12 protein-coding genes are annotated in these 25245 nt (G+C 74.5%); 1 reads left to right on the top strand and 11 read right to left on the bottom strand.

What is annotated here, in order from left to right; genetic code table 11:
* Nucleotides 1-3: 3 nt before the first annotated feature.
* The 11 genes from ACFU7Z_RS01550 to ACFU7Z_RS01500 form a co-directional block, all read right to left on the bottom strand.
* Nucleotides 4-225, bottom strand: coding sequence for an MbtH family protein (locus ACFU7Z_RS01550; RefSeq protein WP_049650867.1), 222 nt, complete (start codon nt 223-225; stop codon nt 4-6).
* A gap of 219 nt (nt 226-444) precedes the next feature.
* Nucleotides 445-1629, bottom strand: a complete 1185-nt coding sequence (locus ACFU7Z_RS01545; protein WP_117486794.1) for a cytochrome P450 — start codon at nt 1627-1629, stop codon at nt 445-447.
* Complete coding sequence (locus tag ACFU7Z_RS01540; RefSeq protein WP_380775240.1) at nt 1629-2408, bottom strand: thioesterase II family protein; 780 nt, start codon at nt 2406-2408, stop codon at nt 1629-1631. Before ACFU7Z_RS01540 ends, ACFU7Z_RS01545 begins: the two co-directional genes overlap by 1 nt.
* The gene (locus tag ACFU7Z_RS01535; RefSeq protein WP_380775238.1) at nt 2405-4177 is read right to left on the bottom strand and encodes a non-ribosomal peptide synthetase; all 1773 of its coding nucleotides are present in this window, start codon (nt 4175-4177) and stop codon (nt 2405-2407) included. Before ACFU7Z_RS01535 ends, ACFU7Z_RS01540 begins: the two co-directional genes overlap by 4 nt.
* Nucleotides 4178-4186: 9 nt before the next feature.
* Complete coding sequence (locus ACFU7Z_RS01530) at nt 4187-8629, bottom strand: amino acid adenylation domain-containing protein (protein WP_380775236.1); 4443 nt, start codon at nt 8627-8629, stop codon at nt 4187-4189.
* Between the two features lie 32 nt (nt 8630-8661).
* Nucleotides 8662-13383 (bottom strand): amino acid adenylation domain-containing protein, encoded by a 4722-nt coding sequence (locus ACFU7Z_RS01525; RefSeq protein ID WP_380775234.1) that lies wholly within the window; start codon nt 13381-13383, stop codon nt 8662-8664.
* A 122-nt stretch (nt 13384-13505) separates the two neighbouring features.
* A complete protein-coding gene (locus ACFU7Z_RS01520) occupies nt 13506-14768 on the bottom strand; it encodes a glutamate synthase-related protein (protein ID WP_380775232.1) in 1263 nt (420 codons plus the stop codon).
* Nucleotides 14765-15757, bottom strand: a complete 993-nt coding sequence (locus ACFU7Z_RS01515; protein ID WP_074006450.1) for an asparagine synthetase A — start codon at nt 15755-15757, stop codon at nt 14765-14767. The genes ACFU7Z_RS01520 and ACFU7Z_RS01515 overlap by 4 nt, the downstream gene beginning before the upstream one ends.
* A 121-nt stretch (nt 15758-15878) precedes the next feature.
* Entirely contained in the window at nt 15879-17174 is a 1296-nt protein-coding gene (locus tag ACFU7Z_RS01510; RefSeq protein ID WP_380775250.1) for a methylaspartate mutase, read from the bottom strand.
* Between the two features lie 92 nt (nt 17175-17266).
* Complete coding sequence (locus tag ACFU7Z_RS01505; RefSeq protein WP_049658201.1) at nt 17267-17719, bottom strand: cobalamin B12-binding domain-containing protein; 453 nt, start codon at nt 17717-17719, stop codon at nt 17267-17269.
* A 155-nt stretch (nt 17720-17874) separates the two neighbouring features.
* A complete protein-coding gene (locus tag ACFU7Z_RS01500) occupies nt 17875-19140 on the bottom strand; it encodes a helix-turn-helix domain-containing protein (RefSeq protein ID WP_380775230.1) in 1266 nt (421 codons plus the stop codon).
* Between the two features lie 595 nt (nt 19141-19735).
* On the opposite strand from ACFU7Z_RS01500, the gene ACFU7Z_RS01495 reads away from it, so the two are divergent.
* Nucleotides 19736-25245: hypothetical protein (locus ACFU7Z_RS01495; protein WP_380775228.1), on the top strand; the 5510-nt coding region annotated here is incomplete at its 3' end.

Raw genomic sequence — 25245 nt, 5'->3', positions numbered from 1 at the left:
CGGTCACCGGTCGGCGGGGGCGGAGAGGGCGGCGACCAGGCTGGCGGGCCTGATGTCGGTCCAGTTGGCCTCGATGTAGTCGAGGCAGCCCTGGCGGGTGTCCTCGCCGTGGACGGTGGTCCAGCCGGCCGGCACGTCGATCCAGACCGGCCACAGCGAGTGCTGGTTCTCGTCGTTGGCCAGGACCAGGTAGCCGGCGCTGTCGTCCTCGAACGGGTTGCTCATGGTGTCCTCTTCGGGTTTCTTCGAAGCTCGGCTTGCTTCGCTCGGGTTGCTTCGAAGGTAGGGGCGGGCCGCGGGGCGGAAGGGCAGGAGTCGCGGCAGGAACGCGGCAGTTGGGCCCTGCCGCCTGCCGCCCCGCCCGCCGCCCCGCCCGCCGCCCCGCCTGCCACCCCGTCGGCCGCCCCGCCCGCCGTCCCGTCGGCCGCCCCGTCGCCCGGCGGTTCAGCGCGGGGTGAGGCGGACCGGGAAGCGGTCCAGGCCGAAGTTGATGATCGAGCGGTTGTGGACGACCGGCCCGGTCTGCTCGATCACGGCGACGCGCTCCAGCAGCGCCGTGAACAGGCCGCCGAGTTCGGCCTTGGCCAGCGGCGCGCCGACGCAGTAGTGGGCGCCGAGGCCGAGCGCGAGGTGCTTGTTGGGGGCGCGGTCGAGCAGGATCTCCTCGGGCCGGTCGAAGGCCTCCGGGTCCCGGTTGGCGGACCAGACCCAGACCGCGACCCGGTCGCCGCGCCGGATGGTGCGCCCGTCGAGCTCGGTGTCCCGGCTCGCGGTGCGCAGGGTGTGCAGCCCGACCGAGGTCCAGCGCAGGAGTTCGTCCAGCGCCGAGTCCATGCCGACCTCGCCGCGCTGGAGCCTCCGCCACAGCTCGGGGTGCCGGACCAGGGTGTACAGGCCCATCGCTGCGGTGTGGCGGACGGTCTGGACGCCGCCGACCACGATGTTGTCCAGGTTGAGGACGACGTCCTCGATCGGCAGCAGCCTCCCGCCGACCCGGTAGGTGGCCATCTTGCTGATCAGGTCGTCGCGCGGGTCGCTGCGTCGCAGCATCACCTGGTGCAGCAGGTACGGGATGAGCTGCTGGTGGCCGGCCCGGCGCTCCTCGGGGGTGCGGCCGAGGAACGCGACGTCGCAGACCCGCTCGACCATCTCGCGGTCGCCCTCGGGGACGTCCAGCAGGTCGCACATGACGGACAGCGGCAGCGCGGAGACCGCGTCGACGAGGTCCACCTCGCCCAGTTCGACGGCCCGGTCGACGATCGAGGCGGCGAGTCCGGCGATGCCCCGGGCGGCCCCGCGCACGGCGCCGGGCGAGAAGAACGGGTTGGCGGGGGCGCGCAGTTCGCGGTGCCGGGGCGGGTCGGTGAGGGCCATCATCCGGCCGGAGCCGACCGGGACGTTGCCCTCGCCGGCACCGAGCAGCGAGCCCTGCTCGGAGCTGTAGACGGCGGCGTTGCGCAGCACCTCGGCGGAGTGCCGGTAGGAGAGCACCGACCAGACCGGCCCGTCGTCGACGGTGTCGGTGCGGTGGACGGCGGACTCCCGGCGCAGCTCCGCGACCAGCGCGGGGGTGTCGGGCCGGGCCCAGAGGTCGGGGTCGGTGAGGTCGACCGCGGTGGTGGTGGGCATCAGTGCTCCGTCCGGGACAGGTGCGCGGTACGGGGCCGCGCGATGAGGGAGGTCAGCAGGTCGACCGGGCCGGGCCCGTCGACGGTGGCGAGCAGGTGGCCGCCGGGGACGACGTGGTGGCCGGAGCCGCCACTGGTGTGGGCGGCCCAGCCTTCGAGGCCGCCGACGGCCAGGAGCGGGTCCTCGGCGCCGACGACGGTGTGCAGGGCGGAGCCGATCGGCGGGTGCGGACGGGGCCGGTAGGTGTCGACCACGTCCAGGTCGGTGCGGATGCCGCGCAGCGCGTGCTCCTTCAACTCGGCCTCGCCTTCGACGAGTTGTCCCATTCCGGCGAGGCGCAGCAGCTCGTCGGCGGTGTACTGGGGGCGGTCCGCCCCGGCCCAGGCGGCGGGCGGCGAGGCGGAGGCGGCGACGACCAGTTCGGGCCGCCGCCCGGCCGGCAGCGCCCGGGCGGCCTCGTAGCCGAGCAGGGCGCCGAAGCTCTGCCCGTAGAAGCCGAACCGCCCGGTCAGGTGCGGGCCGAGGGCCTCCAGGACGGCGTCGACCAGCAGGTCGAAGCTCGCGGGCATCGGGTGGCCGAGCCGGCCGCCGCGGGCCGGCGGGCGCACCGCCCAGACCTCGGCCACCGGGGCGAGTGCGCGGGCCAGCGGGGTGTAGGCGGTGGCGTCGCCCCCGGCGTGCGGGAAGCAGAACAGCCGGTACGGGCTCCGCGGTTGGGGCACGGGGACGAACAGCCAGTCCCCTTCGACGCGGGGCCGCACCCGCAGGGCGGTGGTCATGCGCCGGCCGCCCGGGCGCGGGCGGTCAGGGCGGGCCGGGGGGCGGCGGTGCCGGCCGCGACGGCCCGTTCGACGGTGGCGGTGAAGGCGGCCAGGTCGGCCGAGTCGAGCAGGTGGCGCAGCTGGAGTTCGATGCCGAGGCGGCGGCGCAGCAGGTGGACGACCCGCAGTGCGGCGATGGAGTGGCCGCCGAGCGAGAAGAAGTCGTCGGTGGGCCGGAGGCCGGTGACGCCGAGCACGGTGCCCCAGACCTCGGCGACCTGCCCGGTCAGTCCGCCGGCGCCCGACTCCGCGGCGGAGGCGGAGGCGGCGGGGGCGGGCAGCGCCGCCAGGTCGACCTTGCCGTTCGGGGTGAGCGGCAGGGCGTCCAGCACGGTGATCACCGAGGGCACCAGGTGGGCGGGCACGGTGGCCCGCAGCCGCTCGGTCAGCTCGGCGGCGGTGACGGCGCCGGTGACGTAGCCGGCCAGCCGGCGGTCGCCGGGGGCGGGCTCGTGGACGGTGACGGCGGCGGCCCGGACGCCCGCCAGCCGGGCCAGGGCGTGCTCGACCTCGCCGAGCTCGACCCGGTAGCCGCGCAGCTTGACCTGGCGGTCCACCCGGCCGACGTACTCCAGCCGGCCGCCCTCGTCGCGCCGGGCCTGGTCCCCGGTGCGGTACATCCTCTCCCCCGCGGCGACCGGGTCGGCGACGAAGCGTTCGGCGGTCAGCCCGGGGCGGCCGAGGTAGCCGTGGGCGAGGCCGGGCCCGGCCAGGTACAGCTCGCCGACGACGCCGTCGGGGACGGGGGCGAGCTTCTCGTCCAGCAGGTGCAGGCGCATCCCGGGCAGCGGCTCGCCCAGGTGCGGTCCGGGGCCGCTGATCGGCGCGGTGACGGCGTCGACGGTGCACTCGGTGGGCCCGTACAGGTTGAGCGCGTCGACGCCGCCGTCGGCCAGCTCCCGCCAGGTGCGCTCGGGGACGGCCTCGCCGCCCATGAACAGCCGCGGCACCCGGGCGCCGGCCAGCGGCTCGCGCAGCAGCTCCCAGTGCGAGGGGGTCAGGTCGAGGTCGGTGACGGCGTGCTCGGCCAGCAGGGCGGCCACCCGGGCCGGGTCGGCGCGGTGCTCCTCGCCGATGACCAGGACGGTGTCGCCGCGGCAGATCCGGGCCCACTGCTGGACGGAGGCGTCGAAGGAGACGCTGGCGTTCCAGCCGACCACGCCGGGCTCGGCGCGGTAGGCGCCGCTCGCCTCCAGGGCCGTGACCAGGGCGGCGACGGCGCCGCGCGGCACCTCGACGCCCTTGGGGCGGCCGGTGGAGCCGGAGGTGTAGATGACGTACGCCGGGTCCAGCGGGTGGGCGTGCTCGGGCAGTTCTCCCCCAGCCTGGCGGCCGGGAGGTACCCCCAGCCCGTCGGCGGCGGCGTCCGGGCGCAGCACCGGCACCCCGTCGGCCGCCGGGAGGCCGTCGGCGCTGATCAGGGCCGCGAGCCGGGCGTCGGCGGCCATGTGGGCGAGCCGCTCGGCGGGGTAGGCCGGGTCGAGCGGGACGTAGGCGGCGCCGGCCCGCCAGACGGCGAGCAGGGCGACCGGCAGGTCGGCGGTGCGGGCGAGGTGGACGCCGACCCGGTCGCCGCGGCCGACGCCGCGCTCGCGCAGGGCGCGGGCCAGGGCGGCGGTGCGGCGGTCGAGTTCGGCGAAGTCCAGGCGGTCGGCGCCGGCCAGGACGGCGGTGCGCCCGGGGTGGGCGGCGACGGTGTCGCGCAGGCGGTCCAGCAGATCGGTCATGACGGCTCCTCAGGACTCTCGGGCGGCGGCGGCCATGGTGTGCAGGGCGGCGGCGTAGGTGTCGATGAACTGCTCGGCGGTGTGGTCGGCGACCAGCGAGCGCTGGTGGTCCACGGCGAGCAGCACCCGCTGCGTGACCGGGTCCTGGATGACCGAGGCGCCGAAGGCGAAGCTGTTGGGTTCGTGGCGCAGGGTCGGCTCGGTGCCGATCCGGCCGTCCACGATGCGGGCCGAGCTGAGCCGGCCGAGGGCGTGGAAGCGCAGGTAGCCGAACTGGCTGTCCAGCGCGGTGTCGGTCATCAGCCGGGCGAGGCGGGCGAAGGGCACCCGGCGGTGCGGCATCATGTCCAGCTCCTCGCGGTGGACCTCGCGGACCAGGGCGAGCAGGTCGTCGGTGGGTTCGCAGCTCAGCGGGACGGTGTTGAGGAACAGCCCGTACACCTCGGTGCCGCCGAGCCGTTCCAGCCGGCCGTTGACGGCCAGGCCGGTGGTGACGCGCCGACGCCCGGTGACGGCGGCGAGGGCGTGCAGGTGGGCGGCGAGCGCCACCGACTTGACCGGCACGCCGAGCGCGTCGGCGACGTCGCGCAACTGTCCGGGCGCCTCCGGCAGCACCCGTTCGACGGTGCGCGGCGCCTCGTGCACGGACTCGCTGCCGGGGAAGGACTGGCCGCTGACGCCGTCCAGCCGCTCGCGCCAGTAGGCGAGCGAGCGCTCGTCCCCGGCGGCCTGCCGTTCGACGGCCACGAAGTCGCGGAAGGCGGTGCGCGGCGGCGGGGCGGGCGCGCCGAGCGGGTCCTCGGCGATGGCCGTGTGGCGTTCCAGGATCTCGGTGAGCAGCGAGGTGAAGCTCCAGCCGTCGAGGATCGCGTGGTGCTCGGAGACGGTGAGCTGGAAGGCGTCCTCGGCGAGGCGCTGCACGGTGATCCGGAACAGCGGCGGCGCGGTGAGGTCGAAGGGCGTCCACCGGTGGGTGTCGAACACCTCGCGGATCGCGGCGTCCTGGTCCGCTTCGGCGGCGCCGCGCAGGTCGGCGAACTCGACGGGGGCGGGCAGCCGGCCGTGGACGAGCTGCAGCGGTTCGCCGTAGCCGGACAGGTCCAGGCCGGTGCGCAGCACGGCGTGGCGGTCCATGGCCTCGGCGACGGAGCGGCGGAAGGCCTGCTCGTCGAGGTCGCCGGAGATCTTGTAGGAGTTGACGTTGTGGTAGCTGTCGGTGCCGCCGGCGATCTCCATGTGGAAGACCATGGAGAGCTGCATGGACACCATCGGGTAGGCGTCGACCAGGCCGGGCGGCAGGTCGGCGCGGTCCTCGGGGGTGACCAGGGCGAAGGGCTCGTGGGCGTCCGGGCCCTGGGTGACGGGCTCGGCGAGCGGCAGCAGGGCGGCGACGGTGGGGGCGTTGAAGACGTCCCGCAGGCTCAGCCCCCAGCCGCGCTCGTGCAGCGCGCCGGCCAGCTGGACGGCCCGGATGGAGTCGCCGCCGAGGTGGAAGAAGTCGTCGTGGACGCCGATGCCGTCCACCCCGAGGACCTCCGTCCAGACGGCGGCGAAGGCCTCCTCCTCCGGGGTGCGCGGCTCGACGTGCCGGCCTCCGGTGGCGGTGGCCCGCTGGCCGGGGGCGGGCAGCGCGGCGCGGTCCACCTTGCCGTTGACGGTCAGCGGCAGCGACTCCAGCACGGTGAAGCTCGCCGGGACCATGTACGGGGGCAGCGAGCGGCCGAGGAAGGCGCGGACGTCGGCGGGCTCGCGTCCGGTGACGTACGCGGCGAGGCGGTCCTCGTGCACGGTGACGACGCAGGCGTCCACGTCCGGGTGGGCGGCGAGCGCGTTCTCGATCTCGCCGAGCTCGATCCGGAAGCCGCGCAGCTTGACCTGGAAGTCGGCGCGCCCGATGTACTCCAGCCCGCCGCCGGGCAGCCGCCGGGCGACGTCGCCGGTGCGGTAGAGCCGGGCCCCGGGCGGGCCGTACGGGTCGGCGACGAAGCGCCCGGCGGTGAGGCCGGGGCGGCCCCAGTAGCCGTGGGCGAGGCTGCCGCCGCCGATGTACAGCTCGCCGGCCGCGCCGGGCGGCACCGGCCGCAGCCAGTCGTCCAGGACCTGGGCGCTCAGGTGCGGCATCGGCGTGCCGATCAGGCTGCGCTCGAAGCCGGCGCTGCCGGCCAGGTCGTGGGTGGTGACGTGGACGGTGGTCTCGGTGATGCCGTACAGGTTGCACAGCCGGGCCGGGGGCGGCGGGTCGAGTTCGAACCAGCGCTGGACGACGGCCGGGTCCAGCGCCTCCCCGCCCAGCATGATCCACTTCAGTGCGGGCAGGGCGCGCGGGCTGCGGCGCAGCACCGGCTCCAGCTGGCGCAGCGCCGAGGGGGTCAGGCAGAGGTACGAGACCTCCTCCTCCGCCAGCAGCTGGGCGAACTCCTCCGGGGAGCGGCTGGTCACGTACGGGACGACGACCAGGCGGGCGCCGTACAGCAGGGCGCCCCACATCTCCCAGACCGTCCAGTCGAAGGCGTAGCTGTGGAAGAGCGTCCAGGTCTCCTGGGGGCCGAAGCCGAAGTGCCGCTCGCCGTCCGCCATCAGCCGGCTGACGTGCTCGTGGGCGACGGCGACGCCCTTGGGGCGGCCGGTGGAGCCGGAGGTGAAGATGACGTAGGCGACGTCGCCGGGGCGGCCGGCGGCCGGCGGGCGGGTGTCGGGGCGGGCGGCCAGGTCGGCGGCCTCGGCGGTCAGGTCGTAGGCCTGCCAGGGGCCTTCGGGCACCAGGTCCGGGCGGTCGGTGACGACCAGGGCGACGCCGGTGTCGCCGAAGACCAGCGCGGCGCGGTCGGCGGGGGCGGCCAGGTCGACGGGCACGTAGGCGGCGCCGGTCTTGAGCACGCCGAGGACGGTGACCAGGACGTCGGCGGTGCGGTCCAGCAGCATGCCGACGCGGTCGCCGGGGCCGACACCCCGGGCGCGCAGGGCGTGCGCGAGGCGGTTGGCCCGGCGGTCGAGTTCGGCGTAGCCCAGGGTGCGGTCGGGGTCGCTGACGGCGGGCCGGTCGGGGTGGGCGTCGGCGGCCCGTTCGAACAGGTGGTGCAGGCAGTGGCCGGGGGTGTCGGTGGCCGCGGCCCCCTCGGCGGGGCGGGTGGTCAGCCGCAGCACGGTGGCGTCGGGGTCGTCCAGGGCCGCGGCGAGCAGGGCGTCGAACTCGGCGGCCAGCCGGCGGACGGTCTGCGGGTCGAACAGCTCACTGCGGTACTCGGCCTCGCCGCGCAGCTCGCCGCCGTCTCCCCCGTCGAACACGGACCAGGTGAGGTCGAACTTGCTGGTGCCGTTGGAGCGCACCCGGCTGCGGGCGGTGGCCGCCGGGCCGAGCGCCAGCGGGGTGCGGTCCTCGCCGTGGGCGCCGAACACCACCTGGACCAGCGGCGGGTGCTGGGCGCTGCGGGCGGCGCCGAGCCGGTCGACGATCTGGTCGAAGGGCAGGTCGAGGTAGCCGTACGCCTCGAAGGCGACGTCCTGGACGTGCTCCAGCAGGTCCCGGAAGCTCAGCGCGGGCGCGAGCCGCAGGCGCAGCGGCAGCAGGTTGACGAAGTAGCCGAGCAGGTGCTCCAGTTCGGGCCTGTCGCGGGTGGTGACCGGGGTGCCGACGACCAGGTCGTCGGCGCCGGTCCAGCGGTTCAGCAGCAGGGCGAAGGCGGCCAGTTGGACGGTGAACGGGGTGACGCCCTCGGTCTCGGCCAGGGCGCGGACCCGCGCCGCCGTCCCCGGGGCGAGGTCGAACCCCTCGGTGCGGCCGGCCGCGCCGCGCTCGGCGGGCCGGGGCCGGTCGGTGGGCAGCTCCAGCAGCGCGGGGGCGCCGTCCAGCTGCTCCTTCCAGTAGGTCAGGTGCTCCTCGTAGGAGGTGCCGAGCTCCTCCTCGGCGCGGTCGGCGTACTGCACGGTCAGCTCGGGCAGTTCGGCCTCCCGGCCGCGCAGCGCCGCATCGTACAGCTCGGCGAGTTCGCGCTCGAAGACCTCGGCGGACCAGCCGTCCCAGACGATGTGGTGGACGGTGAACAGCACGGTGGTGCGCTCGTCCGCGAGCCGGAAGGCCTCGGCGCGCAGCAGCGGGCCGGCGGCCAGGTCGAAGGGCTCGGCGCAGCGGGCGGCGAGCAGCTCCTCCAGGCGCGCGGCCCGGTCGGGGTGGTCCCGCAGGTCGGTCTCCGCGAGCGGCACGGCGAGCCGGTGGTGCACGTGCTGGCGGGGGCCGTCGGGGTGCAGCGCGAAGGTGGTGCGCAGCGTCTCGTGCCGGGCGGTGACGGCGTCCAGCGCCCGTCGGAGCAGCGCGAGGTCGAGCGGGCCGGTGACGTCGAGGGTCCAGGGGGTGCAGTAGGTGACGGCCTTCGGGTCGAGGCGGTCGAGGAACCAGAGGCCGCGTTGCAGCCCGGAGACGGGCGCGGTGCGCGCCGGGTGGTCGGACGGGCTCACGGCCTCGTTCCCTTCGTGTGCGGTGCGGCCGGTCACCGGGCGGCCAGCCGTTCGGCGATGGCGCTCACGGTCCGGGCCCGGAACACCAGTTGCGGGGGGACGCGGCTGCCGGTCTCCCGGGACAGCCGCATCGCGACCCGGACGGCGGCCAGCGAGTTGCCGCCGATCCGGAAGAAGTTGTCCTCGCGGCCGACCTCGGCGAGGTCGAGCACCTCGCGCACCGCCTCGGCGACCAGGCGTTCGGCCTCGGTCAGCGGGTCGGCGGCCTCGTCGGCCGTCGCGTCCTCGTCGGAGGCGGCCGGGCGCCCGGCGGGGGCGGGCAGCGCCTTGCGGTCCACCTTGCCGTTGTGGTTGAGCGGCAGCGCGGCCAGGACGTCCAGGGTCGCGGGCAGCATGTGCTCGGGCAGCAGGCCGGCCAGGTGGTCGAGCAGGGCGTCCGGGCCGGGGGCGCCGGCGGCGACGGTGACGTAGGCGGCGAGCCGACGGTCGCCGGGGGCGGGCTCGTGGACGGCGACGGCGGCCTCCCGGACGGCCGGGTGGCGGGTGAGCGCGTCCTCGATCTCGCCGGGTTCGACCCGGAAGCCCCGGATCTTGACCTGGTCGTCGATCCGGCCGGTGACCTCCAGCAGGCCCTCGGCGGTGCGGTGGCCGAGGTCGCCGGTGCGGTAGAGGCGCTCGCCGGGGGCGCCGTACGGGGAGGCGACGAAGCGTTCGGCGGTCAGGGCGGGCCGGCCGAGGTAGCCGTGGGCGAGGCCGCCGCCGGTGGCGTACAGCTCGCCGGTCACCCCGGGCGCGACGGGGCGCAGCCGCTCGTCCAGGACGAGGACGCCCTTGCCGTGCAGCGCGACGCCGATCGGGATGGAGCCGCCGGCCGCGTCGGCGGGGCCGACCCGGTGGCAGGTGGTCAGGCCGAGGCTCTCCACCGGGCCGTAGCCGTTGGCGACGACCAGGCCCGGGTAGGCCTCCAGGGCCTTGGCGACATGGGTGGTGGAGGCCCGCTCGCCGGCCGTGAAGGCGAGCTTCAGGCCGTCGTAGGTCTCCGGGAACTCCTCCAGCAGGAAGTTGAACAGGCTGGCGGAGAGCTGGAGTTGGGTGACGCCGTGGCGGCGGGTCAGCTCGGCGACGGTCTGCGGGTCGGGGCGCTGGCCGGGCTGGAGGACGCAGGTGCCGCCGAAGCAGAGCGCGCCGTACAGCTCCAGCGCGAAGGCGTCCCAGGAGACCGGCGAGCACTGCAGCCAGACCTCGTCGGGGCCGAAGCGGGCGTAGTCCTGGCCGAGGTAGGTGGTGGTGAGCGCGCGGTGCGGGACGGCGACGCCCTTGGGGCGGCCGGTGGAGCCGGAGGTGAACATCACGGTGGCGAGGTCGGCGCCGTCGACCGGCAGGCCGAGGTCGTGGGCCGGGTACCGGGCCAGGTCGGCGGCCGAGGCGTCCAGGTCCACCTGGCCGGGGACGGCGAACGGCACGGTGGCGCGCCGGTGGGTGACCACCGTGGCGGCGCCGGTGTCGGCGACGGCGCCGGCCAGCCGCTCGGCCGGGAAGTCCGGGTCGAGCAGGGTGTAGGCGGCGCCGGTCTTGAGGGCCGCCAGCAGGGCGGTGACCAGCTCCGGACCGCGCTCGGTCAGCACGGCGACGGTGTCGCCGCGGCCGATGCCCCGGCCCGCCAGGTGGCGGGCGAGCCGGTTCGCGGCGGCGTTCAACTCGCCGTACCCGACCGTCCGTTCGCCGGACACCAGGGCGACGGCGCCCGGCTCGCGGGCGGCCCGCGCCTCGAACAGGGCGTGCACCGGCACCTCGACGGCGGCGGCCAGGGCGCCCAGCCACTCCTCGCACAGGCCGGCCATGGTGGCCGGGTCGAAGAGGTCGCTGTCGTACTCGAAGCGGCCGGTGAAGCCGGTGCCGAGGTCGTCCACCGAGACGGACAGGTCGAAGCGGGAGACCGGGTTGGAGTGCAGGGAGCGGGTGACGGCGTGCCCGCCGACCGTGAACGGCCGGGGGTCCAGCGGGTGCAGCTCCAGCAGCACCTGGCAGAGCGGGTTGCGGTCCTCGGGGCGCTCGTCGAGCACGGCGTTCGCGATGTCGTCGAAGGGCACCTCCTGGTGCCGGTAGCCGCCGATCGACACCTCGCGCACGTGCCGGACCAGCTCGCGGAAGGAGGCGCCCTCCTCCAGCTTCAGCCGCAGCGGCAGCAGGTTGACGAAGTAGCCGATCAGGCCGTCGAGTTCGGCCCGGCCGCGGGCGTTCACCGGCGAGCCGAGGACCAGGTCGCGCTGGCCGGAGCGGCGGTGCAGGGTGAGCGCCAGCCCGGCCAGCAGCACCATGAACGGGGTGGCGTCCTCGCTGCGGGCGAGCGCCCGGACGGCCTCGGCCACCGGATCGGGCATGGCGAAGCGGTGGAAGGCGCCGCGGAAGGCCTGCTCCTCGGGGCGGGGGCGGTCGGGCGCCAGCGCGTCGGCGGTCGGCGCGTCGCGCAACTGCTCGCGCCAGTAGTCGAGTTGCTTCTCGGCGGTGTCGTCCTGGTACTGCCAGGCGGCGTAGTCGCCGTACTGGACGGCGAGTTCCGGCAGCTCGGCCGGGCGGCCCTCGGCCAGCGCGGCGTACAGCTCCTGGAGTTCGGCCTCCAGTACGGGCAGCGAGCCCTCGTCCCAGACGATGTGGTGGAGGAGCAGCAGCAGCGTGGTCGCCCCGTCGGCCCGGAAGACCCGGGCCCGCACCAGCGGTCCCCGCGCCAGGTCGAAGGGCTCCAGCGCGGCCTCGGCGACCAGCTCGTCCACCCGGTCGGCGGTGGTCTCGGTGAGCGTGAACGGCAGCTCCACGGAGGGGTGGACGACCTGGCGCGGGCCGTCCTCGGCGAGCTCGAAGGTGGTCCGCAGGCTCTCGTGCCGCTCCACCACCCCCGCCAGCGCCCGCCGCAGCAGCTCGGGGTCGACCGGCCCGGAGAAGCGGAACACCCAGGGCACCACGTAGGTCGGCGCGTCCGGGTTCCACTGGTCGAGGAACCACAGGCCGCGCTGGAACTTCGACAGCGGGGCCTCGGCGGCGCCCGAGCGCACCGGGGCCGGGCGCGCGCCGCCGGTCGCGGAGGTCACCGCGGCGGCGAACCCGGCCAGGGTCGGCGCGTCGAAGATGGTGTACGGCGACACCATGCCGAAGACGTCGAAGACCCGGCCCACCACCCGGACGGCGGTCAGCGAATCGCCGCCCAGGTGGAAGAAGTTGTCGTCGGCGCCGACCTCCGGCACCCCGAGCACGTCCGCCCAGACCGCCGCGATCAGCTGCTCGGCGGGGGTGCGCGGCGGGCGGCCGGCCGCCCTGCCCTCCGGCGCGGTCCGCGGCTCGGGCAGCGCCGCGCGGTCCACCTTGCCGCCGGCCGTCAGCGGGAAGGCCTCCAGCGCGGTGAGCGTCGCCGGGACCATGTGCTCGGGCAGCCGCTCGGCCAGCCAGGCCCGGGCCTCGGCGTACCCCGGCGCGGCGCCGGTGACGTACGCGGCCAGCCGGTCCTCGTGCGCCACCACCACGCAGCCGGTGACGCCGGGGTGGCCGGCCAGCACCTGCTCGACCTCCCCGGGCTCGACCCGGAAGCCGCGGATCTTCACCTGGTGGTCGGTGCGGCCGAGGAACTCCAGCGGGCCCTCCCCGGTGGCTCGGCGCACCAGGTCGCCGGTGCGGTACATCCGGGCTCCCCCGGGACCGTCCGGGTCCGCGAACGGGTCGGCGACGAAGCGGCCGGCGGTCAGGCCCGGGCGGCCGAGGTAGCCGGAGGCCAACAGCGGCCCGCCGACGTACAGTTCGCCGGCCTCGCCGGGCGGCACCGGCCGCAGCCGCTCGTCGAGCACGTGCAGCAGCCGCCCGCCGACGGCGGTGCCGATCGGCACCCGGGCACCCGGCTGCTCCTGCCCGCCGTCGAGCCGGTGGACGGTGGCGGTGACCACCGTCTCGGTCGGACCGTACGCGTTCAGCAGCGGCACCCCGGTCGCCGCCCACCAGGCGGCGGCGGTGGCCGGCTCCAGCTTGTCGCTGCCGGAGACCATCAGCCGCAGGGTGCGCGGCACCCGGCCGCCCAGCGCCGCCACCACGTCCTGGAAGTAGCCCGCGGCCAGGTTGGCGACGGTGACGCCCTCGGCGTCCAGCAGTTCCAGCAGCGCGGCCGGGGCGAGCAGCCGCTGCTCCGGCAGGACCAGGCAGGCCCCGGCGGACAGCGCGCCGAGCACCTGCTCCACGGCCACGTCCACGGTCGGACGGGCGAACTGCAGCACCACGTCCCGCTCGGTCAGGCCGAGGGCCTCGACCACACCGGCCAGGTGGCCGGTCAGGGCCGCGAGCGGGACGTGCACGCCCTTGGGGCGGCCGGTGGTGCCGGAGGTGTAGATGACGTAGCCGGCGCCCGCGCCCTTCCCTTCGCCGAGCTCGGTGAGCTCCTCGCCGTCGAGGGCGAGCCCGGCCCCGGCGTCCTCGACGATCCAGCGGTTGCGCTCCTCGGGCGCCTCCCGGTCCAGCGGCAGGTAGGTGGCCCCCGCCCGCAGCGCCGCCAGCAGCGCGACCACGTGGTCCAGCCGGTCGCGGCCGGTCACGGCGACCGTCCGGCCGGGGGCGAGCCGGGCGGCGAGGGCGGCGCTCAGTCCGTCCAGCTCCCGGTAGCCGACGGTCCGGGCCCCGGCCCGGACGGCCGGCCGCTCCGGGAAGCGCGCGACGGCGGAGGCGAACGGCGCGAATGCGGGCGCCGTGAATTCGACGGGAAAACCGCGAGAGGACATCATCCAGCCCCAGATCGTGAGAGGAATCGGCGAAGAAGGCGATAGGGGGATCACGAAGCCCTATCGGCAGAACGGGCGGAAGGAAGTCGGCAGTTTCCTTCTGCCGCTTCCCGAGCAGGCCAGGGCTACCGGCCGAGGGGGATTCCGGAACTCCCGGGGGACCAGACGTCCGCCTCTTCCAGGGCCTCCGGGGAGTACTTCCCGAGCGCGCTGATCAGCAGCCGGAGTTCCAGCGCCAGGCATTCCGCGAAACGGCGGAGCCCGGATTCCCGGTCCTCCGCGACGGCGAGCAGCGCCGCCCGCCCGAGGCCCACCGCGCGGGCCCCCAGCGCCAGGCTCTTGACCGCCCGGGCGCCCTCCCAGATCCGCCCGGAGACCAGCAGGCAGGGCGGCGGCACGACCGCCAACCGGCGCAGGCACTCCGCGAGCGGCAGGCCGACGTGCGGCAGGAACACCCCCGGCGCCCAGCCGGTGCCGCCCTCCGCGCCGTCCACCACGACGGCGTCCGCCCCGGCCTCGTGCGCCACCCGGGCGGCCTCGGCCACGTCCCGGCCGGGGTAGAGCTTCACCCAGATCCGCACCCGCGGGTAGTTGTTGCGCATCAGCCGGATCTGCTGGCGCAGGATCTCCGCGGTGAAGGTGCCCGGGGTGGCCGCGCGCAGCACCCGCCCGTCGCCGAACAGCGGGTCGAGCCCGAAGCGGTCGCCGAGCGCGGCGGCGGCCTCCGCGTCCAGCACGGTCATCCCGCCCAGACCCGGCTTGGCGCCCTGGCCGACCTTCAACTCGAAGGCCAGCCGCCCGGATTCGAGCAGCGGGAGGGCGGCCGGGTCGCTGTGGACGAGGTTCCACACCTCGGCGTCGGCGTCCTCGGTGCTCTGCTGGACGGCCACCCCGCCGAGCCCGTCCGGGAGTTGCTCACCGTAGGCGCGCAGCCGGCCGAGCAGGGTGCGGTCGGCGGCCTCGCCGAGCCGGCCGTAGCCGTTGACCGGCACCACGTTCTCGCCGATCACCATCGGGATCCCGAGCGCCCCGGCCTGCCGGCTGAGGGCCAGTCCGAGGTCGCCGCCGGCCGCCCGGGTGGAGCCGGTCGCGGAGACGTACACCGGCAGCGCGGAGGCGAACCCGCCGATGGCGGTGGCGAGTTCGACGTCCCGGTAGTCGGGCTCGCGGCCCAGGTCGATCAGCTTGGCGAGCCGCTGCGGCAGGAACAGCGGTGGGACGATCCGCAGGGCGTCGAGGGCGTCGGACGGCGCCGCCTCCTCGGCCGCGCCGGCGCCGAACAGCACCCGCCCGTACTCCTCGGCGGGCGGGAACACGGCGGCCGCCCCGACCCGGGCCCGCCGCCGGACCTCCTCCTCCGGGAACCCCGGCGCGGTCAGGTCGCTCATGGCGACACCACCCCGGCGACCTTGGGGAACGCGCTGGCCTGCCAGACGGCGTCCAGCCCGGCGACGTACCGGGTGAGCCGCTCGACGCCGATGCCGAAGCCCGCGCTGGCCGGCACGCCCTCGCGCACCAGGTCCAGGTACCAGCGGTACTTCTGCGGGTTCTCGCCGGTCTCCCGCATCCGGGTGACGATCTCCGCGTAGTCGTTGGTGCGCTGGCTGCCGCTGCACAGCTCGCCGTAGCCCTCGGGCGCGAGCAGGTCGAAGTTCCGCAGCAGGCCCGGGTCCTGCGGGTGCTCGCGGTCGTAGAAGCCGCGCGAGCCCTTCGGGTAGTCGGTGACGAAGAACGGCCGGTCGCGCCGGGCCGACAGCAACGCCTCGCCCTCCCAGTCGAGTTCGGCGTCCAGGCTCTGCGGGTGCCCGATCCCGCGCAGTTCGGCGACCGCCTCGGCGTGCCGGACGCGGCCGAAGGAGCCCTTCAGCAGGTCGGCGAACGCCTGCGGGTCCCGGCCGAGTTCGGCGAACTCCTTGGGCAGCTCACGGACCGTGCTGCCGACGATGTGCACCACCAGCTCCTCGGCCAGCCGGACGGCGTCGTCCCGGCTCGCGCCGGCCGCCTCCACGTCCAGCTGGTGGAACTCGGCCAGGTGCCGGCTCGTCCCGGCGGTCTCCAGCGGCTCCAGACGGACGTTCGGGGCGATGCAGAAGATCTTGTCGAAGGCGAGCAGCGAGGCCTGCTTGTACAGGATCGCGCTGGTCATCAGCTTGTAGCGGTGGCCGTAGAAGTCGATGTCCACCTGCTTGGAGCCGCGCGCGCCGGGGTCGGTGACCGGGCCGATGATCGGCGGCAGCAGCTCGGTGAAGCCCCGGCCGCGCAGGAACTCACGGGCGGCGGACAGCAGGTGCTGCTGGATCCGCAGCGCGCTGCGGGTGGTCGGGTCGGTCAGGTGCCGGCCCGGATCGGTCGGGGGCAGGGGGGTGGCGTCGGGCATGGTCGGAGTCCTCTTCTCTCGGGGGGCCGTGGTCCGCCGTCGGGGGCGCGGGCGGTCGTCGGTGGTGGAGCGCCGGCCGGGCGGGACGGCTGGAGCGCGGGCGGCTCGGCTGGGCGGCGGCTCAGCGCGCGACGGGCAGGCCCCGGGCGGCGGACGCGGACGCGGAGGCGGCGGCGTACCGGGCCCGGCCGTCGTAGCTCCGCTGGACGTGGGAGAGGGCGGCGAGCAGCCCGGCCGAGCCGGGGATCGGCGCGCGGCCGCGCTCACCCAGCCCGGCGATCGGCATCGAGCCGACCGAGGACCAGTACAGCCGCCCGTCCGGGCCCAGCGAGCTGCGCGTGCGCCCGGCGTTGTCGGGGTGCAGGCAGTACGGCACGTCCAGGTAGCCGGCCGCGAACGCCCGTACCAGGGCCCGCCCGACGTCGGTGTCCAGGTCGAGCACCGCGCCGATCAGCGCCCTGGCCTCGGCCTCGATCCCGGTGTCCGGCGGCACGGCGGGACGGCGGTCGGATGCCAGGGGCCGGGCCCGCTCCGCCGTGGCGGCCGCGGCGGCGGCCTCCAGCGCCCGGACGTTCTCGGCGACGGTCGGGATGCGGTGCGCCTCGGCCGTGGTCTTGACGATCAGCCGGGCCGCGCCGCCGCGCACCGCGAGCCGCGCCGCGTCCTCCAGCAGCAGCCGCGCACCGCCGGGCGAGCGCGGGTACACACCCATGTACGCGTACACCACCAGGTGCCAGTCGACGTCGGTGAGCAGTTCCCCCGCGATCCGGCCGAGCGCGGCCAGCGCCTCCTCGTCCTGGCGGGCGTCGGCCTGCTGGGCGTAGCTGAGCGAGATGCTGCGCAGCCCGTGCCGGCGGAAGAACAGCGCCTCCAGCACGCTGACGGCGATCAGCAGCGAGGGCGGGCAGAGCTGGCCCATCAGGCAGCCGCCGAACGTCTCCAGGTGCGGCTCGGCGCCGAACTCCCGTACGGAGGCCAGAAGTTCGCAGCCGCGACGCCAGCGGGCCACCGCCTCGTGGAGCGGGGTGCGGCCGTACGGCAGGCAGTAGGAGACCGGTCCGCCCTCGGTGGCGTCCAGGCCCGCCGCCAGCAGCGCCTCGACGATCCGCTCCGGTGCGGCCGAGCCGTGCCGGACCTGCACCGGGAAACCCGCGTCCGCGACCCCGCGCAGCACCGCCCGGGTGACCTCGACGGGGTGGGTGGCGATCGGGTAGCCGTTGAGGCCCGCCCCGGCGGCCAGGGCGCGCCGGGCGGCCGCGAGGTCGCCGGTGCGGGTGTAGCTGTCCAGGGTGATGGTGCCGACGGTGACGGCGGCCGCGCCCCGGGTGGCGAGCAGGCCCGCCCGCATCGGGGCCGCCTCCGCCATGCCCATCCGGGGCTGGACCACCAGCGCGCCGGCCTCGGCGGCCTGCGCCACGAACGCGCCGAAGCCCGTCCCGGCGGGGCCCGCCCGTTCAGGACCGGTCTCCGCGGGACCGAACCCGGCGGGACCGGCCCCGGCGGGAGCCGTCACAGCAGCACCCCGGAGCGCAGTCCGCCGACGAAGGCGCGGAACCCGGCCACCGCGGCGCCGTCCTCGAAGACCGCGTCGAACCCGGCCGCCAGCAGCGCGCGTTCGCGGTCCGGGTCGTCGGCCCCGGCGATGCCGAGCTTGCCGCCGATGACGGTCGGGGTGCTCCGCAGCTCCGGGCAGGCGCGGAGGGCCTCGATCACCCGCAGGCCCTCCTGGTGGCCGTGCCCGTTGACGCTGCTGATCACGATCAGGTCCGGTTCGGCCCGGCGGCATTCGGAGAGCAGCAGCGCGTCCGGGACGCACGCGCCCAGGTTCGTCACCCGGTGGCCCATCTCCTCCAGCAGGAACTGGAGGTACACCAGGTTCCAGGTGTGCGAGTCCGAGGCCGTCGTCGTCACGACGACGTCCAGACCGCCCGGACCGTTCTGTTCGGCATTCCCGTGCTCCACGACTCCGCCCTCACCGGTAGTGATCCTCGATGGCGTTCCGTCGCGTTCTGCGCGGCGGCCCGGCCCCACGGAGAACGCTAGGAACGATCGGGCCCGGCAAGCGGCAGCTCCGGCGGCATTAAGCGGCAGAATGGGTCGGCCTGCGGCAGAATCGGTCAGCCCGCGGCCGCCAGCAGCGGGACGTCCCCGGTCGGCGCGAGCCGCGGCCCGGGCTCCTCCCGGACCAGCCGGCGGCACAGGTTGAGCACGGTGAAGCGCACGCCGTCCCGGGCGGGCACGCTGCGGATCAGCCCCCGCGACAGCAGCTCGTGCACCGTGGCCAGGCAGGTCTGCAGCGTCCAGCCGCTGCGGACCACCGCGTCCTCCCCCGACCAGTCCCCGGGCTCGTCCACCAGCACCTCCAGCAGGGCGCGCTGACGGTCCGTCAGGCAGAGGATCGCCGGCTCCAGGTCGTCCCGCAGGTCACCGCGCGCGCCGAACACCACCGGCGGCGCCGCCAGCGTGAACGGGACGGCCGCCAGCCCGGCCACCAGCTGGGCGGTGGACCGCACCAGCGCCCAGCCCGCCGCCCGCTCCAGCGCGCCCGGCAGGCCGTCCAGTCGGCGGCAGAGCTCCGCGACGGCGGGCGCCTCGGAGCGCTCCAGGGTGTAGCCGGGCCGCAGCCGGCACAGGTGCGAGAGCAGCAGCCGGACGGCCCCGACCTGCGCCAACGCCTCGGGCTCGGCGTCGAGTTCGGGGTCCGGTACGGGCAGCGGCGCGAGCGGGATGACCTGGCCGCCGGGCAGCGGCCGGGCCTCCCGGGCGGTGATCAGCACCCGCAGTCCGGGGCAGTGGCGGAACAGCCCGTCCAGCTGCCCGGCGTCCACCCCGCCGTCGGCGCCGTCCAGCACCAGCAGGGCGGGCCGCTCGCCGATGTCCCGGACGAGGTCGTCCAGCCGCCCGCGCCACGGGTGCGGGCCGCCGCCGCAGTCCACCCAGCGCACCGACCAGCGGACGGCCAGGTGCAGCCGGCGGGCCACCTCCAGGGCGAGCCGGGTCTTGCCCACCCCGCCGAGGCCGACCAGCGAGACCAGCCGGTCCCCGTGCACGGCGAAGGCGTCGGCCAGCACCTCGGCCTCCGCCTCCCGGCCGACGATCGCCCCGCGCGCCACCGGCGGGGCGGCCGGCTCGTCCCCCGGCTCGTCCGCGGCCTGCTGCCGGCGGGCGGCCTCCTCGAAGTCCGTCCGGCTGCGGCCCTCCAGCCGCAGCGCGTCCGCCAGCAGCCGGACGGTCTCGTTGCGGGGCCGTCGCACCCGGCCGCTCTCCATGTCCCGGATCGCCCGCACGCTCAGGGTCGCGTGATCCGCCAGGCACTGCTGGGTCAGCCCGATCCGCTCGCGCCGTAGCCGCAGCAGCTCGCCGAAACCCGCCGCCGTTCTCACCGCTTGCACCGACAGCCCGCCGTCCATGCCTCGTCTGCCCTTCGTGGTCCGGACTCCTCCTGGCGTCGGGACCGGTGGCGGCGTCAGCCACGGGCGCCCGTACGGCCCGTGGTCCGGCCGTACGGGACCCGGCGATCAGGCTGTGGCCTCCGGACCGGTTCCCTCCGGGTCCCGATGCTCCAGGCTCGCCGTCTACGCCCGATCAACGGCCGATCACCGGCCCTACCCACGACCTTCACCCGGGCCTCACAGCCCGCCCGCCGCCTGGGCGGCCTCCCCGACGCATCCGGGTGAACCGTGGTGCCACTCGGGCACGTTAATGCGGTTTATCGGATTTTCGGCACGCATACTACGCCCGTACGGTCACTGTCCGTATCAGGTCAACGACACCCCGCATCCGCTCCACGACCCCCGTGCCCGTCACCACCGCCATCCACCCCGCGCCGTCCAACCCACCGCCGTCCAACCCACCGCTGTGCAGCCCACCGCGTGACACCGGACCGCTCGACCGAAGGGAATCGTCATGAGGCGCTGTCCAGCCACCAGCGGACACGAGCGAAGTCGACGCGGCCGCCGACACGGAGGCCGACCCGGGATGGACACGCTCCGCGACCGCCTCGTCGGGGCCGTGCTCACCCTCCTCCTCGCGTTCGCCACGGCCTCCGGCTCCTTCGCCGCCCCCGCCGTGGCACACGCGCCGAGCCGTGACCCCCGCACCCCCGCCACCGGCACGACGGCCGCCCCCGCCGACCAGCGGAACGGCCGCCACGACGTCCGCCAGCAGCCCGTGACCCTGGCGAAGACCGGCACCGACACCACCACCGGCAGCACCACCCAGACCGCCCAGGGCGACACCGTCCGCTGGGTCGTCTCCGCGACCAACCCCGACGGCGCACCGGTCAGCACCACCGTCACCGACGCCATCCAGGGCGGCCCGGGCAGCACACCGCAGACCCAGTCCTACGTCCCCGGCTCGCTGCAGGTGCCCCCCGGCTTCACCAAGCAGTGGTCCACCGACGGCGGCACGACCTTCTCCGGCACCGACCAGGGCGCCGCCACCAACGTCGTCCAGGCCACCAACCCGACGCTCTCCTCCCCGGCGACCGGCCAAGTGGTCCAGATCCCGCCGCCGTTCACCCCGATCAACACCGCCACCGGCGGCGACGGCTTCACCCCCATCCGCTACACCGCCACGATCAACGGCGTCCCCACCCCCGAGATCTGGAACATCTACCACCACGGCTTCTCCAACACGGCCAGCGTGGTCTGCACCGACCTGCTCACCAACGGCCCCTGCCCGACCCCGACCGGAGCCCCCGCCACCTGGCCCCAGGCGCTGAACTCCTCCGCCGCCGACACGACCACCGGCGACATCGGCAGCACCCGCACCCCGACCTACGTGCAGATCGGCTCCCGGCTGTACTACGCCGCGATCAGCCGGGTCACGCAAGCACTCATCGGCGTCGGCTGCATCGACCTCCAGGCCCAGACCAGCTGCGGCCTCACCCCGCTCCAGACCGGCACCGGCCTGGTCATCGGAGGCGTCGTCCAGGCACCCAACCAGCTGATCTACGCGGTCTCCGGCACCGGCGAGATCCTCTGCTACGACCCCGTCGGCAACTCCTCCTGCGGCACCTTCGACATCGGCCTGCCGCCCAACGAGGGCCAGGTCGCCTTCAGCGGCGACTACGCCGGCATCATGCGGGTCATCAACGGCAAGATCTACGTCACCGACAACCAACTGGCCCCGCTGCCCACGGTGATGTCCTGCTTCGACCCGTCGACGAACGCCGCGTGCACCGGCTGGGCCACCCCCAAGACCGTCGTCACCCCGACCGGCACCGAAGCCGCCCGCGCCGACAACGTCTTCGAGATGTACGACACCGCCGGCACCGTCACCGGCGTCTGCACGGCGGTCGGCGGCGTCGAACTGGCCGTCACCCCGCCGGTCGGCACCGTCGTCTGCTTCGACTTCGCCGGCAACCCCGTCGCCGCGCCCCCCGGCCTGCAGACCCTCCTCAGCACCAACGTCGCCCCCGGCGAATCCAACTTCCAGGTGCCGCTCACCATCACCGCCCCCAACGGACACCTCGAAACCGAGTTCCCGTTCTGGATCTACCTCAGCATCTCCCCCACCTCCAACAGCTCCGAGTTCTGCTACGACTGGAACACCCAGGCCCCCTGCGCCCAGTACGGCACCAACGGCGTCGTCAACGGCCCGCCCAACGTCAACGGCGGCGACACCAGACCGTACGGCTTCGCCTACGACGGCCAGTGCAAGTACAGCCTCGGCGACACCGGCTACCTGTTCTCCATCGACCCGATCACCGGCGCCTCCCCCTGCCTGAAGACCAAGGCCCAGGGCAGCCTCAACCCCTCCGCGTACTACTGCGACGGGGCCACCGGGCACGTGAGGTCGTACGGCACGGTCAGCCTCCTCGGCCTCGACCCCACCACCGTCGACTTCACCCAGTCCTCGGTGACCGTCCTGGCCTCCGACGGCACCACCATCGGCACCTTCCCGTTCAACCCCACCACCGAGACGGCGGACATCTCATCCGTCCCGACCAGCGACTCACCGATCCAGGTGATCGCCAACCTCACCCTCGTCAACGGGTCGTCCTTCACCCCCGGCAACCACCCGCAGATGCAGGTGACCTTCGTCGGCGACGCGCCGCAGATCTGCTTCGAGACCACGGTCTCCACCGACTGCTCCGTCACCGCCGTCTCCAACCAGGCCTCCGCCGTCACCAACGGCCAGCCGCCCGTCACCTCCAACACCGTCACCCTCCAGGTCACCCCCGGCGCCGAGTGCGCGCCGAAGCTGGAGATCCTCAAGGAGGTCTGCACCTCCACCAACGCCGCCGACTGCGGGCCCGGCGGCCCCGGGCCATGGGCCAAAACCACCACCCTCGCCCCCGGCGGGACGGCCTACTGGCGGATCACCGCGACCAACACCGGCCTGGTCAACATCACCGGCATCACCCTGGACGACACCGTCACACCGTCCTGCGTGACAGCCGCCGGGACGTTCGACCTCGCAGCGGGCGCCTCCCATCAGATCTTCTGCAACCTGCCGGGCGTCACCCAGTCGACGACGAACACGGTGACCGCCTCCTTCCCCGGCCCTGGCGGCACACCGGTCAGGACGGGGCCGTCGGAGGCGAGTGCCGTCGTCCCGTCCCTGGCGATCAACAAGGAGGTCTGCACCTCGGCCAACGCCGCCGACTGCGGCGCCGGGGGTCCGGGCCCGTGGGCCAAGACCACCACCGTGGCGCCTAACGGGACGGCCTACTGGCGGATCACCGTCACCAACACCGGCACGGTCAACGTCACCGGCATCACGCTGAACGACACCGTGACGCCCTCGTGCGTGACGGCCGCCGGGACGTTCGACCTCGCCGCAGGCGCGTCCCAGCAGGTGTTCTGCAACCTGCCGGGCGTCACCCAGTCCACCACCAACACGGTGACGGCCTCGTTCCCGGGGCCTGGTGGCACCCCGATCACCACGCCGCCCTCCGAGGCGAGCGTCGACGTTCCATCTCTGGCCATCAACAAGGAGGTCTGCACCTCCGCCAACGCCGCCGACTGCGGCGCCGGGGGTCCGGGCCCGTGGGCCAAGACCACCACCGTCGCGCCGAACGGCACCGCGTACTGGCGAATCACGGTCACCAACAACGGCCCGGTCAACATCACCGGCATCACCCTCGCCGACGCCATCACACCGGCCTGCGTCACAGCCGCGGGGACGTTCGACCTCGCCGCAGGGGCCTCCACACAGGTCTTCTGCAACCTCCCGGGCGTCACGCAATCCACCACCAACACGGTGACGGCCTCGTTCCCGGGGCCTGGCGGCACCCCGATCACCACGCCCCCGTCCGAGGCGAGCGTCGACGTCCCGTCCCTGGCCATCAACAAGGAGGTCTGCACCTCGACCAACCCGGCCGACTGCGGCACCGGAGGCGCAGGCCCGTGGGCCAAGACCACCACCATCGCGCCGAACGGCACCGCGTACTGGCGAATCACCGTCACCAACAACGGCCCCGTCAACATCACCGGCATCACCCTCGCCGACGCCATCACACCGGCCTGCGTCACAGCCGCCGGCACCTTTGACCTCGTGGCAGGCGCCTCCACACAGGTCTTCTGCAACCTGACCGGCGTCACCCAATCCACCACCAACACCGTCACCGCCTCCTTCCCGGGACCCGGCGGCACACCCATCACCACACCGCCCTCCGAAGCGAGCGTCGACGTCCCGTCCCTGGCCATCAACAAGGAGGTCTGCACCAGCACCAACGCCGCCGACTGCGGTGACGGAGGCGCAGGCCCGTGGGCCAAGACCACCACGGTCGCGCCTAACGGCACCGCGTACTGGCGCATCACGGTCACCAACAACGGCCCGGTCAACATCACCGGCATCACCCTCACCGACTCAGTGACGCCCTCGTGCGTGACGGCCGCGGGGACGTTCGACCTCGCCGCAGGCGCCTCCACACAGGTCTTCTGCAACCTGACCGGCGTCACCCAATCCACCACCAACACCGTCACCGCCTCCTTCCCCGGTCCCGGCGGCACACCCATCACCACACCGCCCTCCGAAGCCAGTGCCGACGTCCCCTCCCTGGCCATCAACAAGGAGGTCTGCACCAGCACCAACCCGGCCGACTGCGGTGACGGCGGCGCAGGCCCCTGGGCGAAGACCACCACCGTCGCCCCGAACGGCACCGCGTACTGGCGGATCACCGTCACCAACAACGGCCCCGTCAACATCACCGGCATCACCCTCACCGATGCCATCACACCGTCGTGTGTCACAGCCGCCGGCGCCTTCGACCTCGCGGCGGGCGCCTCCCATCAGGTGTTCTGCAACCTGACAGGCGTCACGCAATCCACCACCAACACCGTGACAGCCTCCTTCCCGGGACCCGGCGGAACACCCATCACCACACCGCCCTCCGAGGCGAGCGTCGACGTCCCCTCCCTGGTCATCAACAAGGAGGTCTGCACCTCCGCGAACGCCGCCGACTGCGGTGAGGGCGGCGCGGGACCGTGGGCGAAGACCACCACCGTCGCCCCGAACAGCACCGCGTACTGGCGGATCACCGTCACCAACAACGGCCCCGTCAACATCACCGGCATCACCCTCACCGACGCCGTCACACCGGCCTGCGTCACGGCCGCCGGCTCGTTCGACCTCGCGGCAGGTGCCTCCCATCAGGTGTTCTGCAACCTGCCGGGTGTCACGCAGTCAACGACGAACACCGTCACGGCGTCCTTCCCCGGCCCTGGCGGAACACCCATCACCACACCCCCGTCCGAGGCCAGTGCCGACGTTCCGTCCCTGGTCATCAACAAGGAGGTCTGCACCTCCGCAAACGCCGCTGACTGCGGCGAGGGCGGCGCGGGACCGTGGGCCAAGACCACCACCGTCGCCCCGAACGGGACGGCGTACTGGCGGATCACCGTCACCAACAACGGGCCCGTCAACATCACCGGCATCACCCTCGCCGATGCCATCACGCCGTCGTGCGTCACAGCCGCCGGCACCTTCGACCTCGCCGCAGGCGCCTCCAAGCAGGTCTTCTGCAACCTGACAGGCGTCACGCAATCCACCACCAACACCGTCACGGCCTCCTTCCCCGGCCCCGGCGGAACACCCATCACCACACCCCCATCCGAGGCCAGTGCCGACGTTCCGTCCCTGGTCATCAACAAGGAGGTCTGCACCTCCGCGAACGCCGCCGACTGCGGCGAGGGCGGCGCGGGACCGTGGGCCAAGACCACCACCGTCGCCCCGAACGGCACCGCGTACTGGCGCATCACCGTCACCAACAACGGCACGGTCAACCTGACCGGCATCACCCTCACCGACACGGTCACGCCGTCGTGCGTCACAGCTGCTGGCACCTTCGACCTGGCGGCGGGCGCGTCCCAGCAGGTGTTCTGCAACCTGACGAGCGTCTCCCAGTCGACGACGAACACGGTGACGGCGTCCTTCCCCGGCCCCGGCGGAACACCCATCACCACACCCCCATCCGAGGCCAGTGCCGACGTTCCGTCCCTGGTCATCAACAAGGAGGTCTGCACCTCCGCGAACGCCGC

The organism is Kitasatospora sp. NPDC057518 (assembly GCF_042802075.1).
In the GTDB taxonomy this organism is placed as follows: Bacteria; Actinomycetota; Actinomycetes; order Streptomycetales; family Streptomycetaceae; genus Kitasatospora.
The sequence above is the reverse complement of the archived record's forward strand: the minus strand, read 5'-3'. Positions and strand labels throughout refer to the sequence as shown.